This window comes from Burkholderia sp. BCC1644 (assembly GCF_902833225.1).
Classification (GTDB): Bacteria; Pseudomonadota; Gammaproteobacteria; order Burkholderiales; family Burkholderiaceae; genus Burkholderia.
This window is the reverse complement of sequence record NZ_CADFEI010000004.1, coordinates 43217-57328: the sequence shown is the minus strand read 5'-3', so window position 1 is coordinate 57328 and position 14112 is coordinate 43217. Positions and strand designations below refer to the sequence as shown.

Below are 14112 nucleotides of genomic sequence, written 5' to 3'. Positions count from 1 at the left end.
ACCTCTTTTCCATTATTGGATGACAAAAACAAAAGCCACAGTGGCCACAGGAACCAGCCCTGCGAGCCCTGTGGCTGTTAGTCCGTCCGGCGCGAAGCCGGCTGGATGGCGCGTCAATCGCGAAGATCGCGGCGACGTGGCGGACAAGCGCGAAAGGCGCTTACGCCTTGACGTTTGCGCGAGCGTAGTCGATCGCTTGCTGAACGGTCGTGATCTTCTCTGCTTCTTCGTCCGGGATTTCCATGCCGAACTCGTCTTCCAGAGCCATCACCAGTTCGACCGTGTCGAGCGAGTCGGCACCCAGGTCGTTCACGAACGAAGCTTCGTTCTTGATCTCGGCTTCCGCGACGCCCAGTTGTTCAGCGACGATCTTCTTGACACGTTGTTCGATGTTGTCCATTACCCCTCCGAGGGAAAGTTCAGATTTACAAGTGCGCGCATTTTATCAGGTTTGCTGACGCCAAAACGCGCGTTGGCTTGATGGTCGATCAAGCGCCGATCCGCCTGAAAATCGGGATACGGCGCGGATGGTAAACGAAAACCGTTACGACATGTACATGCCGCCGTTCACGTGCAGCGTCGTGCCGGTGATATAACCGGCCTGCGGCGATGCGAGGAACGCGACGGCATGGGCGATGTCTTCCGGGCTGCCGAGGCGGCCGAGCGGAATCTGGGTCTTGAGCGCGGCCTGCTGTTCTTCCGGCAGCGTCTTCGTCATGTCGGTATCGATGAAGCCCGGCGCCACGCAGTTCACGGTGATGCCGCGGCTGCCGATCTCGCGCGCGAGCGCACGCGTCATGCCCGCAACGCCGGCCTTCGCGGCCGCATAGTTGACCTGACCCGGGTTGCCGGCCGAACCGACCACCGACGTGATGTTGATGATACGGCCGCCGCGCGCCTTCATCATCGGGCGCAGCACCGCGCGCGACAGGCGGAACACCGACTTCAGGTTGGTGTCGATCACCGCGTCCCAGTCCTCGTCCTTCATCCGCATCGCGAGCTGGTCCTGCGTGATGCCCGCGTTGTTGACGAGCACGTTCAGCGCGCCGAATTCCTTCACGGTCGCATCGATCAGTGCCTCGGCGGCCGCTGCGTCGTTGACGTTCAGCACCGCACCGCGGCCCGTGACGCCCGCTTCCGCGAATGCCGCGGTGATCGCGGCGGCGCCCGATTCGCTCGTCGCCGTGCCGATCACCGTCGCGCCCAGGCGCGCGAGTTCGAGCGCGATCGAACGGCCGATGCCGCGCGACGCGCCGGTCACGATCGCAACCTGTTTATCGAGAGTCTTTTCCATGAATCGAATATCCGTTTCTTGAAAAAAGGCGCCGCGTCAGGCGGTCACCAGCTTGAGGGCTTCGTCGAGCGACGCCGGATCGAACACCGACGCACCCGTCAGATTGCCGTCGATGCGCTTCGTCAGGCCGGCGAGCACCTTGCCCGGACCGCATTCGATCACGTGCGTGACGCCGGTGCCGGCGATGTGCTGCACGCACTCGACCCAACGCACCGGGCCCGCGGCCTGGCGCACCAGCGCATCCTTGATCGCGGCCGGATCGCTGATCACGGCCACGTCGATGTTGTTGACGACCGGAATCTGCGGCGCCTTCACGTCGACGTTCACGAGATAGTCGCGCAGCTGGTCCGACGCCGGCTTGAGCAGCGACGAATGGAACGGCGCCGACACCGGCAGCGGCAGCGCGCGCTTCGCGCCCTTCGCCTTCGCGATCTCGCACGCCTTCTCGACCGCGGCCTTGCTGCCTGCGATCACGACCTGCGCGGGCGCATTGAAGTTGACCGCTTCGACGACGCCCGCTTCCGCGGCTTCGGCGCACACTGCGCGCACCGCGTCGTCGTCGAGGCCCAGGATCGCGGCCATGCCGCCCTGGCCGACCGGCACGGCCGTCTGCATCGCTTGCGCACGGAAGCGCACGAGCGGCACCGCGTCCTTGAACGCGAGCGCACCCGAGGCGACGAGCGCCGTGTATTCACCGAGGCTGTGGCCGGCGACGATCGACGGCGCCGGGCCGCCTGCCTGCTGCCACGCGCGGTAGCACGCGTAGGCGGCCGTCAGCATCACGGGCTGCGTATTGGTGGTCAGGTTCAGCTCTTCGGCCGGGCCTTCGGCGATCAGCTTGCCGAGATCCTGATTGAGTGCATCGGACGCTTCCTGAAGCGTCTCGCGCACGACAGCCAGATCGGCGAATGCGTTGAGCATGCCGATCGCCTGCGAGCCCTGCCCCGGAAAAACGAATGCAAATTTCATATCGTCCCCAATTGAATCGATTCGGACGGCGCGCACGAACGGCGCGCCGATGGGATCCGCGCGCAGCAATCGCGCGCCGCGGATCAGAAGCGGAAGACCGACGCGCCCCAGGTGAAGCCGCCGCCGACGCCTTCGATCAGCACGTGCTGACCACGCTGGATGCGACCGTCGCGCACCGCGGTGTCGAGCGCCAGCGGGATCGACGCAGCCGACGTATTGCCGTGCTGGTCGACCGTCACGACCATGCGCTCCTGCGGCAGGCCGAGCTTGCGGCAGGTGCTGGTCATGATGCGGATGTTGGCCTGGTGCGGAATCAGCCAGTCGATCTGCTCGGGCGCGAGATTCGCCTTCGCGAGCGCCTCGATCGCGACCTTTTCGAGCACGTTGACGGCGAGCTTGAACACGGCCTGCCCGTCCATGTACAGGAACGCGCTGCCTTCGATCACGCCGCGATTGACGTTGCCCGGCGTGCAGAGGATGTGCGAATAGCTGCCGTCCGCGTGCAGCGCGCTGCCGAGGATGCCCGGCTCGTCCGACGCGGACAGGATCACCGCCCCCGCGCCGTCGCCGAACAGCACGCAGGTCGTGCGGTCCTTGAAGTCGAGAATGCGCGAGAACGTCTCCGCGCCGACCACGAGCGCCGTACGGTGCTGGCCGCTGCGGATGAAGCTGTCGGCCGTCGCCATCGCGTACGCAAAGCCCGAACACACGGCCTGCACGTCGAATGCCGCGCCGCCGTTCTTGATGCCGAGCTTGTTCTGCAGCAGGCACGCGGTGCTCGGGAACACGAAATCGGGGGTCGAAGTCGCGACGATGATCAGGTCGATCGACTGCGGATCGATGCCGGCCGCTTCGATCGCACGACGCGACGCCTCGAGCGCGAGATCGCTCGTCGTGACGTCCGGTGCGGCGAAATGGCGCGCATGGATGCCCGTGCGCGCAACGATCCACTCATCGCTCGTCTCGATGCCTTCCTTCGCAAGGCGATCGGTCAACTGCTGGTTCGTGACGCGGTCGGGCGGCAGATAGCTGCCCGTGCCGAGCACGCGGGAATAGAGAGTCGATTGGGCCATTTATGCTTTAGAGGATTGCGCAGCGGAAGGTTCGGCGTGATGGCCTGCGGCGGGGCTTGCATGACCCGCGCCGCCCGCGTTGTGTTCGCCATCGCCGAGCGACACCGAATTATCCGCCATCGCACGCGTGAGGCGCTCCAGCACGCCGTTTTTGACGGCATCATACCCGCGTTTGATTGCCCACTCAAACGCGTAGGCATCGGCCGAACCATGGCTTTTGATCACGAGGCTCTTCAGCCCCAGCAGCGCCGCGCCGTTGTACTGGCGGTGGTCGACGCGCTTCTTGAAACGCATCAGCACCGGCAGCGCGAGCAGCGCCATCAGCTTCGACATCAGCGAACGGCCGAACTCCTCGCGGATGATGTCGGACAGCATCTGCGCGAGCCCTTCCGACGTCTTCAGCGCGACATTGCCGACGAAGCCGTCGCACACGATCACGTCGACGGTGCCCTTGTAGATGTCGTTGCCTTCCACGTTGCCGCGGAAATTGAGCGTGCTCGCACGCAGCAGTTCACCTGCGCGCTTGATCGTCTCGTTGCCCTTGATGACCTCTTCGCCGATGTTCAGCAGGCCGATCGTCGGGCGCTCCTTGCCTTCGAGCGCGGCCACGAGGGCGTGCCCCATCTCCGCGAACTGCAGCAGGTGCTGCGGTTCGCAGTCGACGTTCGCGCCGAGGTCCAGCATCATCGTGTAGCCGGTCGGATTCGGCAGCGCGAACGCGATCGCGGGCCGCTCGATGCCGGGCAGCGTCTTGAGTACGTAACGGGAAACGGCCATCAGCGCGCCGGTGTTGCCGGCGGAGATACAGGCCTGCGCCGCGCCTTCCTTGACGTGGTTGAGCGCGACACGCATCGAAGAATCCTTCTTCTTGCGCAGCGCCACTTCGACAGGGTCGTCCATCGCCACGACTTCGGTGGCGGGAACGATGGTCAGCGCGGGATCGTCGAGGGCTTTCAGCTTCTTCAGCTGAGCGCGGATCGCGCTTTCGATGCCGACGAGCATCAGGTGCGCATCGGGATGCGCGCGGACGAACTTGACTGCTGCGGGAACGGTCACGGACGGGCCGTGGTCGCCTCCCATGCAATCGATAGTGAGCTTTACGGTCATGGAATGCGACGAATTTCAGGCACAAAAAAGCGGCAGTTGAATGCCGCCTTTTTGTTGCGCCAGGAAAGTGTCAAGCGACCAGTTGTCACGCGAACGACGAGCGTAGCGCGCAACGCGTGACTTGACGCTTAGTCGTTCTTCGTCTTGACGACTTTCTTGCCGCGATAGTAGCCGTTCGGGCTGACGTGGTGACGCAGATGCACTTCACCCGTGCTCGGCTCGACTGCCAGCGGCGCTGCCGTCAGGAAATCGTGCGAACGATGCATGCCGCGCTTCGACGGCGACTTCTTGTTTTGCTGGACTGCCATGACTAACTCCTAAATAATTTTCCGGATTCTAACACAGCCCGATCCGACGCTTAACTACCCTGGCCCAAAGCCCTTACGCCTTCCCGCGCCACAACTGCTTAGTGTTTCTTGGTGCCGTCACCGTCCTTCTTCAGCGCTTCCAGCGCTGCGAACGGATTCGGCCGTTTGCCTTCGTCCCCGGCTTCCTCGGACTCCTCGTCCGTCTCTTCCGTGGGACCGCTCGCACCCGACACGAGGCTTTCGTGGACTGCCGGGCAAACCTCGTGCTTGGGCACGAGCGGCAACGAAAGCAGCAACTCCTCTTCGATCAAGTCGACGAGATCGAACTGGCGTGAGCCCACGATCACATCGGCTTCATCGTCGTCGAGCGGAAATTCTTCAGCTTCTTCTTCGGTCGCGACGACACGGTACGTCATGTCGACGTCGAACGTCTGGTCGTACGGGGTCACGCAGCGCTGGCACGTGAGCCACGCATGGCCATGCACCGCGAGGCGCAGATACGGCTGCTGCCCATCGGCGCCGTCGTCCTGCAATTCCTTCTGCGTGAACCCTTCCGCCTGCCAAGTGAAGACCGTGTCGCGATCTGGCGCGTCCGCCGGCACTTCGTTTAACATGCGCGGCAGTAGCGAAAGGTGCACCGCTCCTGCTGCCTGCCGCCCGCTGCGGGCGAACTCGAACAGGTCGACCGCATGCGGATCAAGCGCCGCCGCAGGTTTGCCAGAAGAAGTGTTCATGTGCGCTCCTGCCTACAGGCTGACTTGCGAATCCGGCTTGGCACCGCTCGCGTACGGCTCATCCGCGGATGACGTACTTTACTTCCGAAGACCCGGCAGGCGCCACCACAACAGAAGCCTGCCGACGAAAAGCGGGAAAGCATACCTGTTTTACCTTTTGCGGTCAATCACTTAAGCTTGCGTCCGCGCAACGCCGCGCCACACCTGACGACTCACCGATCCAACCGACCATGCCGGATACCGTTTGCCGCCCGCCGCGGCTGATTCTCGCCTCCAGTTCCCGCTACCGCCGCGCGCTCCTCGAGCGCCTCGGCGTGCCGTTCGACGTCGTGTCGCCCGACCTCGACGAAACCCCGCTCGACGGCGAAACGCCGGCTGCGACCGCGCTGCGCCTCGCCGACGCGAAAGCACGCGCCGTCGCCGCGACGATCGACGCGCCCGACGGCGTGCTCGTGATCGGGTCGGACCAGGTCGCGACCTTCGACGGGCGCCAGATCGGCAAGCCCGGCACGCACGAGCGCGCACTCGCGCAGCTCCTGTCGATGCAGGGCCGCGCCGTCGAATTCCACAGCGCGCTTTGCCTGTACGACAGCCGGACGGGCGAAGCGCAGGTCGAGGACATCGTCACGCACGTGCGCTTCCGCTCGCTGCCGGAGGCCGAGCTCGACGCCTACCTGCGCGCGGAAACGCCGTACGACGTCGCCGGCAGCGCGAAATCCGAAGGGCTCGGCATCGCGCTGCTCGACGCGATCGATTCCGACGACCCGACCGCGCTCGTCGGCCTGCCGCTGATCGCGCTCACGCGGATGCTGCGCGCCGCCGAATACCCGCTGTTTGCAACCACCCGTGGAGACCGCGCATGACCGCCGGCACGCTTTACCTCGTCCCGAACACGCTTGGCGAAGGCGACGAATCGATGCTCGCCGCGGTGCTGCCCGCGGCCGTCCAGGCGCGCGCCGGCACGCTCGGCTATTACATCGGCGAGAACGCGAAAACGACGCGCGCGTTTCTGAAGAAGATCGGCACGACACGCCCGATCCAGGAAATCGAAATCAGCGAACTGAACGTCAATACGCCGGCTGGCGCGATCGACCGGCTGCTCGCGCCCATACTGGCCGGCGCGGACGCCGGCTTGGTGTCGGAGGCCGGCTGCCCGGCCGTCGCCGATCCCGGCGCGCTGCTGGTGCGCCGCGCGCACGAGCGCGGCGTGAAGGTCGTGCCGCTCGTCGGGCCGAGTTCGATCCTGCTCGCGCTGATGGCGTCGGGCCTGAACGGCCAGAGCTTCGCGTTCAACGGCTACCTGCCGGTCGATGCGGCCGCGCGTGCGAAGCGCTTGCGCGAACTTGAGCAGCTGTCACGCAAGGCGCGCCAGACGCAGATCTTCATTGAAACGCCGTACCGGAATCAGGCGATGCTCGACACGCTGGTCGCGACCTGCGCGCCGTCGACGCAGATTTGCGTCGCGGCCGACCTGACCCTCGCGACCGAGACGATCGCGAGCCGCACCGTGGCCGACTGGAAAAAGGCGCCTGCGCCGAACCTGCACAAGCGACCCGCGATCTTCCTGCTGCTCGCGAACTGACGCCACGATCGGCGATCAGCCACCTGCAAGGCGGGCCATCGCGGCCCGCCGCCGGCCTGTCAGCGCAGGCTGACCGACGCGGCGCCAGCCGTCAGCGCCTTCATCGCGGCGCCGCCGACGGCCGCGCCGAACTTGCGCGCGACACGGTTCGTCAGGCTTTCCTTCACCGTGTAATCGACGAGATCCGGCGCCTTCAGCACGTCGCGCGCGACCGTGTCGGTCGTGCCGTAACCGTCGGCGAGCCCGAGCTCGACGCTCTTCTCGCCCGTCCAGAACAGGCCCGAGAACATGTCGGGCGTCTCGTGCAGCCGCTTGCCGCGGCCATCCTTCACGGCCTTGATGAACTGCGCGTGCACCTGATCGAGCAGCGCCTGCGCGTGCGCATCCATCTTCGGCGTCTCCGGCGAGAACGGATCGTAGAAGCCCTTGTTTTCACCCGACGTATGCAGGCGGCGCTCGACGCCGAGCTTGCCCATCAGCCCGGTGAAACCGAAACTGTCCATCAGCACGCCGATCGACCCGACGATGCTCGCCTTGTCGACGAAGATCTTGTCGGCCGCGGCCGCGATGTAATAGCCGCCCGATGCGCACATGTCGGTCACGACGACGTACAGCGGCTTGTCCGGATGCTTCGCACGCAACCGCCGGATCTCGTCGTAGACCATCCCGGCCTGCACGGGGCTGCCGCCCGGGCTGTTGATCCGCAGCACCACGCCGGCCGTGCCATCGTCGTCGAATGCGGCGTCGAGCGCCGTATTGATGTCGTCGGCGTTCGCATTGACGCCGGCCGCGATCTCGCCGTCGATCGTCACGAGCGCCGTGTGCCGCCCGCTCGACGAAAACTTCGAATCGCTCGAGAAATCGATCAGCGCGAACGCGAACAGCACGAACACGCCGAGGAACGCGAAGCGGAAGAAGATCTTCCAGCGCCGCGCCGCACGCTGCTCCTTGACGGCCGCGAGCGCGATCCGTTCGAGCGCCGCGCGCTCCCAGTTCGGTTCACGGCTGTCGGGACGGGAGGAGGATTCCGGGGAATTCGGTTGGTCGGCCATGCAGTGGTGTCGTCAGTCGGTCGTGGCGGGAGTGGCAGGATGCAGGTCGGCATCCGGCACCCAGAATACCGCACGGCCGTCGGGCGTGTCGCGCTCGTCGACCTCGACCGGCCGCAGGCGGCCGCCGCGGCACGGGCCGCCGACGCACTTGCCGGTATCCGGCGCATAGATCGCGCCGTGCGTCGCGCACATCAGATAGAGGCCCGACGACTCGAAGAACTGCCCCTCGGCCCAGTCGAGCTCCATCGGCACATGCGCGCAACGATTCAGGTAGCCGTAGGCACGGCCGTCGTAGCGCACGAAGAACACGACGGCCTGCTCGCCGCGCAGCGTCGCGTCGACGCGCACGCCGGCGCCGCCGTCGGTCAGCGCGTCCGATGCGCACACGCGCACGGCGTCCGGCGCCGTGCTCATGCGTACTCCCTCAGCCATTCGGCCAGCGCACCGACATCGGGCGCGACGAAGCGCGGCGCGAGCGCCGCCAGCGCATCGGCCGTGTGCGCGCCATACGCGACCCCGACGCCGGCCGCACCGGCGCTCGCGGCCATCTGCAGGTCGTGTGTGGTGTCGCCGATCATCACGGTGCGCGACAGGTCCTGCCCCAATTCCCGCGATAATTCGTGCAGCATCGCCGGGTGCGGTTTCGAGAACGTCTCGTCCGCGCAGCGCGTCGCATCGAACACGCTCGTCAGCTTCGACTGGTCGAGCACGCGGTTCAGCCCCACCCGCCCCTTGCCGGTCGCCACCGCGAGCAAATAGCCCGTGTCGCGCAGCTCGGCGAGCAGTTCGCGCACGCCGGCGAACAGCTCGATGCGCTGGTCGTCGAGCAGATAGTGATAGCGGTAACGCTCGGCGAGTCTCGAGTACTCGGACGGATCGAGGGTCGGAGCCGTAATCTGCAGCGCATCGCGCAGGCCGAGGCCGATCACGTAGCGCGACGCCTCGTCGGACGGCGTGGGCAGTCCGAGATCGCGGCATGCGGCCTGGATGCTGTGCGCGATGTGCGCAGTCGAATCCATCAGCGTGCCGTCCCAGTCGAAGACGATCAGGTCAAATTGCTGTCGAGCCATGCGGTTCAGGCGGTATCGCGCAATGCGCTGAGTTGATCGAGGAAACGCTGGCAGTCATCCGGCAGCGGCGCGTCGAACTGCAGCGCCTCGCCGGTCAGCGGATGGGCAAGCCGCAGCCGGTACGCATGCAGGAACATCCGCTTCAGCGACGGTTGCGCGTTCGCGCGCGCCAGCGCCTTGTTCAGTGCGAAATCGCCATACTTGGCGTCGCCGGCGATCGGCAGGCCGAGATGCGCGAGGTGCACGCGGATCTGATGGGTCCGACCCGTTTTGAGTTCCGCTTCGACGAGCACGTAGTCGGACCAGCTGTCGACGAGGTTGAACACCGTATGCGACGGCTGCCCGTCGTCCTGCACGCGCACGCGGCGCTCCCCTTCCGGGGTCGAATACTTGAACAGCGGCACCTTCACCGCGCGGCGGCGGCCCCAGTCGGGCTGCCATTCGCCGTGCGCACACGCGAAGTAGCGCTTGTCCATCCGGTTCTCGCGGATCTGTTCGTGCAGGCCGACCAGCGCCGTGCGCTTCTTCGCGAGCATCAGGATCCCGGACGTCTCGCGATCGAGCCGGTGCACGAGTTCGAGGAATTTCGCGCGCGGGCGCGCCTGGCGCATCTGCTCGATCACGCCAAACGCGACGCCGCTGCCGCCGTGCACGGCGACGCCGGCCGGCTTGTCGATGACGAGCATCGCGTCGTCCTCGTACAGCACGTTGAAATTCGCGGGCGGCACGATGGGCGTGTCGGCGCGTGCGAGGTCCGCCGCCGCCACACGCACGGGCGGCACGCGGACAACGTCGCCCAGGGCCAGGCGATACTGCGCATCGATCCGGCCCTTGTTCACACGCACTTCGCCGCTGCGGAGGATCCGGTAAATATGGCTTTTCGGCACGCCTTTACAGACGCGCAACAGGAAGTTGTCGATCCGCTGACCGGCCGAGTTTTCGTCGATCTCGATCATCGATACCTGGCCGCTTGCGACTGAATTCTGGGATATTTTGCCTAACTCATTCATACTGAATATAATTTTGCCCAGCCTGACGTTGAGGGTGGCCTGACCGGCCGGCCCCGACCGAGTCGGGCAAGGCGCAAGCGGAAACCGTTATTTTACTTGCGCCGGGGGTCTACTGCTCGCCCCTAATCAAAGAGATGCAGCAAGTTGCACGCACGGCGCTGCCCGTCGGCAAGGATCGCGCCCACAGGCGGATTCGGTCGGCAAGGCGCCGCGGTAACGGAAAGTTGGTTGAAAAGAATTTGATCGGCAGCCCGACGGCGCGAAGTGCGTCCGCAGGCTGCCGGTTGCGAAAATTACGGCGTTGCGCCCGATTTGGTCCCGCGAAGCGTGCGGGACTTGGCGACGTCAAACCAGGGAAGTACACCCCAAGCGGGAAAGTCGGGCTGGATTCGATACTCCCCGCTGCGGCCCAAGCCGCAGCATCTGCCGCCCGTCGGCGCGCGCGACGCATTGCGCGCGCCCGTGGCAATGCCCGGACTCAGGCTTAGCGCGCTTTTGCAGCGTGCGGTGTGTGAACGCCGTGCTTTGAAACCGTATTCGCAGGTGCCCTACGGCCGCCGGCCCCGTCTTTCGGGCCCAAGCGCCTCTTCAGGCAATTCTCCCCGCCATCGTTCCCGCTCCAGCGTGCTTGTGACAACACAACAAGGTGCGGCCTGCCGTCGTTCCCGCCTTCGCGACTGACAACCGCGAGGCGCCGGCAGCGGAGCCGCCTGGAGTCGTTCATGAAACGCATGCTGTTCAATGCGACGCAGCAGGAGGAGCTGCGCGTCGCCATCGTTGACGGGCAGAAGCTCATCGACATCGACATCGAGACAGCCGGGCGCGAACAGCGCAAAGGCAATATCTACAAAGGTGTCATTACCCGCATCGAGCCGTCGCTCGAAGCGTGCTTCGTCAACTACGGCGAAGACCGCCACGGCTTCCTGCCGTTCAAGGAAGTCGCCCGCCAGTACTTCAAGGAAGGCATCGACATGCGCTCCGCGCGCATCCAGGATGCCCTGCGCGAAGGCCAGGAGCTGATCGTCCAGGTCGAGAAGGAAGAGCGTGGCAACAAGGGCGCCGCCCTCACCACCTTCATCTCGCTCGCCGGCCGTTACCTCGTGCTGATGCCGAACAACCCGCGCGGCGGCGGCGTGTCGCGCCGGATCGAAGGCGACGAGCGCCAGGAACTGCGCGAAACGATGGCGCAGCTGCAGATTCCGGACGGCATGAGCATGATCGCCCGTACCGCGGGCATCGGCCGCAGCGCCGAAGAACTGCAGTGGGACCTGAACTACCTGCTGCAACTGTGGCGCGCGATCGAAGCGGCATCGCAAAGCGGCAACGCCGGCCAGCCGATGCTGATCTATCTGGAATCGAGCCTCGTGATCCGCGCGATCCGGGACTATTTCCAGCCCGATATCGGCGAAATCCTGATCGACACGAACGAAATCCACGATCAGGCCCGCGCCTTCATGGATATCGTGATGCCGGACAACGTCGCGAAGGTGAAGCGCTACCACGACGACGTGCCGCTGTTCTCCCGCTTCCAGATCGAGCACCAGATCGAGACCGCATACTCGCGCACGGTGCCGCTGCCGTCGGGCGGCGCGATCGTGATCGACCACACCGAAGCGCTCGTCGCGATCGACGTGAACTCGGCGCGCGCGACCAAGGGCGCGGACATCGAGGAAACGGCGACCCGCACGAACCTCGAAGCGGCCGACGAAGTCGCCCGCCAGCTCCGCCTGCGCGACCTCGGCGGCCTGATCGTGATCGATTTCATCGACATGGAATCGGCGAAGAGCCAGCGCGAAGTCGAGCAGCGCCTGAAAGACGCGCTCAAGCACGACCGCGCGCGCGTGCAGATGGGCAAGATTTCCCGTTTCGGCCTGATGGAACTGTCGCGCCAGCGCCTGCGTCCGGCCCTGTCGGAAGGCAGCCACGTGACCTGCCCGCGCTGTAACGGCACCGGCCACATCCGCGATACCGAATCGTCCGCGCTGCAGGTCCTGCGGATCATTCAGGAAGAAGCGATGAAGGAAAACACCGCGGCGATCCACTGCCAGGTGCCGGTCGAGGTGACCGCCTTCCTGCTCAACGAAAAGCGTCAGGAAATCAACAAGATCGAGTCGCGCTTCAAGGTCGGCATCGTGCTGATCCCGAACAAGCACCTCGATACGCCGCATTACAAGCTCGAGCGCCTGCGTCATGACGATGCGCGCCTCGACGATCCGCGCGCGTCGTGGAAGATGGCCGAGGAAGCGGCCCGCGAACTCGAGTCGGAAACCGGCTACAGCAAGCGCGCAGCGGAAGTGAAGCCGAAGCAGGAAGCCGCGGTCAAGGGCATCACGCCCGAGCGTCCGGCCCCGAGCCCGGCACCGCAGCGTCCGGTCGAACCGGTTGCCGCGCCCGCCCCTGTCGTCGCGGCAAGCGGCGGCTTCATCGGCTGGCTGAAGGGCCTGTTCGGCGTGTCGGCGGCACCGGCACCCGCACCGGTTGCTCCGGCACCGGCCAAGGAACAGGCAGCCCGTCCGGCCCGCGAGCGGACCGAGAAGAGCGAGCAACGCGGCGGCGACCGCAATCGCAACCGTCGTGGCGGCGCGCAGCAGGCGCAAGGCGGCCGCGACCAGGCAGCAGCAGGCCGTGGCCAGCCGCAACGCCAGGAACGCGAAGGCAAGGAAGTGCGCGAACCGCGTGAAGGCCGTGAGCCGCGTGAAGGCCGTGAGCCGCGCGAGGGTCGCGAGCCGCGTGAAGGTCGCGAAAACCGCGAAGGTCGTGAGGGCCGCGAAGGTCGCGAGGGCCGTGGCCCGCGCGAACCGCGCGAGCCGCGTGAAAGCCGTGAACCGCGTGAACCGCGTGAACCGCGCGAGAACCGCGAACCGCGCGAGCGTACCGAGCAGCCGGAAGCCGTCGAGGCAACCGGCCGTGGCGAGCGCCAGGAACGCGGCGAGCGTCGCGAGCGCGGCGAGCGCCGCAAGCCGACCCAGCATGCGGCCACGCTCGAGACCGTCAACCGCGGTGAAAACCATCCGGAACCGGAAGACGACAAGGCCGTTGCAGAGGCCCTGCCCGGCGCCGACCTGGCAGCCGATGCGGAAGCCGGCGCGCGTGACGGCGAAGAACGCCGCCGCCGCCGCCGCGGCCGCCGCGGTGGTCGTCGCGAGCGTGACGAAGACGGTGCAGTCATCGACCAGGCCGAGCAAGGCGCGGATGGCGAAGCGGCCGTGCAAGCCGTGACGCCGGAAGCACCGGCTGCTGTCGAACCGGCCCACACGGCCGCACCGGCAGTCGTCGCGGCCGTGGCAAGCGCCGTCGTCGTGGAAGCAGTCGTCGAGCAGCATGCTGCACCGGCCGCTGTCGAGGCCCAGCCGGCACCGGCACCCGCCGAAGCTGCTCCGGTCGAGCCGGCCGTCGCCGTCCAGGCAGTGGAGGCGGCACCGGTTGCACCGGCCGTCGTCACCGAAGCCGGCCCGGCTCCGGTCGAGGTTTCGCCGACCGACGCGTTCGAAGTACCGGCAGTCCCGGCCGCGGCCCCGACCGTTGTCGAGGCACCGCAGTCCGCGATCGTCGAGCAAGCCGCACCGGCCGTTGCGATCGAAGCCGCTCCGGTGGCTGTCGAGCCGGCACCGGTCGAAGTTGCGCCAGTCGAGGCCGTCGCAGCACCGGCAGCAGCCCCCGCGCAACCGGCAGCCGCGCCCGCTTCGGCGAGCCTGGATGTCGTGCTGGAGCAAGCCGGCCTCGTCTGGGTGAACACGGACGCCAACAAGTTCGCCGCAGCGCAGGAAGCCGCGTCGCAACTCCCGCGTCCGTCCCGCGTGCCGCGTGAACGCAAGGTGCTGCCGCCGGCCGATACGGCCCCGATGCAGCAGGTCGAAACGACGCACCACTAAAACGGCGCATCGCCTGACCAGGAAAAGCCCGCCTCCGGCGG

The 14112-nt window shown here is 66.3% G+C and carries 14 protein-coding genes; 3 read left to right on the top strand and 11 right to left on the bottom strand.

Annotated features, from left to right (window positions below; genetic code table 11):
* Positions 1–160: 160 nt before the first annotated feature.
* The 7 genes from acpP to HWX87_RS09065 all read right to left on the bottom strand — a co-directional run bounded on the left by acpP (position 161) and on the right by HWX87_RS09065 (position 5485).
* Positions 161–400, bottom strand: a complete 240-nt coding sequence (gene acpP / locus HWX87_RS09095) for an acyl carrier protein (RefSeq protein WP_004197638.1) — start codon at positions 398–400, stop codon at positions 161–163.
* A 144-nt stretch (positions 401–544) separates the two neighbouring features.
* Entirely contained in the window at positions 545–1294 is a 750-nt protein-coding gene (fabG, locus tag HWX87_RS09090; protein WP_034183095.1) for a 3-oxoacyl-ACP reductase FabG, read from the bottom strand.
* Positions 1295–1330: 36 nt separating this feature from the next.
* Positions 1331–2263, bottom strand: a complete 933-nt coding sequence (gene fabD / locus HWX87_RS09085) for an ACP S-malonyltransferase (protein WP_176046839.1) — start codon at positions 2261–2263, stop codon at positions 1331–1333.
* Positions 2264–2346: 83 nt separating this feature from the next.
* Positions 2347–3336 carry a beta-ketoacyl-ACP synthase III gene (locus tag HWX87_RS09080; protein WP_176046838.1) on the bottom strand — a complete coding sequence of 330 codons (990 nt, stop codon included), beginning with the start codon at positions 3334–3336 and terminating at the stop codon, positions 2347–2349.
* Entirely contained in the window at positions 3337–4443 is a 1107-nt protein-coding gene (gene plsX, locus HWX87_RS09075) for a phosphate acyltransferase PlsX (RefSeq protein WP_042975164.1), read from the bottom strand. It lies immediately after the preceding gene.
* Between the two features lie 128 nt (positions 4444–4571).
* A complete protein-coding gene (gene rpmF, locus HWX87_RS09070) occupies positions 4572–4751 on the bottom strand; it encodes a 50S ribosomal protein L32 (protein ID WP_006051932.1) in 180 nt (59 codons plus the stop codon).
* A 98-nt stretch (positions 4752–4849) separates the two neighbouring features.
* Positions 4850–5485, bottom strand: a complete 636-nt coding sequence (locus HWX87_RS09065; RefSeq protein WP_176046837.1) for a DUF177 domain-containing protein — start codon at positions 5483–5485, stop codon at positions 4850–4852.
* 230 nt (positions 5486–5715) lie between these two features.
* On the opposite strand from HWX87_RS09065, the gene HWX87_RS09060 reads away from it, so the two are divergent.
* Together HWX87_RS09060 and HWX87_RS09055 are read left to right on the top strand one after the other, a co-directional pair.
* The gene (locus HWX87_RS09060) at positions 5716–6348 is read left to right on the top strand and encodes a Maf-like protein (RefSeq protein WP_176046836.1); all 633 of its coding nucleotides are present in this window, start codon (positions 5716–5718) and stop codon (positions 6346–6348) included.
* Positions 6345–7067: an SAM-dependent methyltransferase gene (locus HWX87_RS09055; protein WP_089455834.1), complete on the top strand. Its 723-nt coding sequence runs from the start codon at positions 6345–6347 to the stop codon at positions 7065–7067. The genes HWX87_RS09060 and HWX87_RS09055 overlap by 4 nt, the downstream gene beginning before the upstream one ends.
* A 59-nt stretch (positions 7068–7126) precedes the next feature.
* Here HWX87_RS09055 and HWX87_RS09050 read toward each other — a convergent pair whose 3' ends face one another.
* Genes HWX87_RS09050 through HWX87_RS09035 form a run of 4 tightly spaced genes read right to left on the bottom strand, consistent with a single transcriptional unit; the run spans position 7127 to position 10199 of the window.
* A complete protein-coding gene (locus tag HWX87_RS09050) occupies positions 7127–8119 on the bottom strand; it encodes a S49 family peptidase (protein ID WP_176046835.1) in 993 nt (330 codons plus the stop codon).
* A gap of 12 nt (positions 8120–8131) precedes the next feature.
* Positions 8132–8533: a Rieske 2Fe-2S domain-containing protein gene (locus HWX87_RS09045; RefSeq protein ID WP_176046834.1), complete on the bottom strand. Its 402-nt coding sequence runs from the start codon at positions 8531–8533 to the stop codon at positions 8132–8134.
* A complete protein-coding gene (locus HWX87_RS09040; protein ID WP_176046833.1) occupies positions 8530–9189 on the bottom strand; it encodes an HAD-IA family hydrolase in 660 nt (219 codons plus the stop codon). Before HWX87_RS09040 ends, HWX87_RS09045 begins: the two co-directional genes overlap by 4 nt.
* Positions 9190–9194: 5 nt before the next feature.
* Positions 9195–10199 (bottom strand): RluA family pseudouridine synthase, encoded by a 1005-nt coding sequence (locus HWX87_RS09035; protein ID WP_176046832.1) that lies wholly within the window; start codon positions 10197–10199, stop codon positions 9195–9197.
* 722 nt (positions 10200–10921) lie between these two features.
* Here HWX87_RS09035 and HWX87_RS09030 point away from each other — a divergent pair.
* Positions 10922–14071, top strand: a complete 3150-nt coding sequence (locus HWX87_RS09030; protein ID WP_176046831.1) for an Rne/Rng family ribonuclease — start codon at positions 10922–10924, stop codon at positions 14069–14071.
* Positions 14072–14112: the final 41 nt, after the last annotated feature.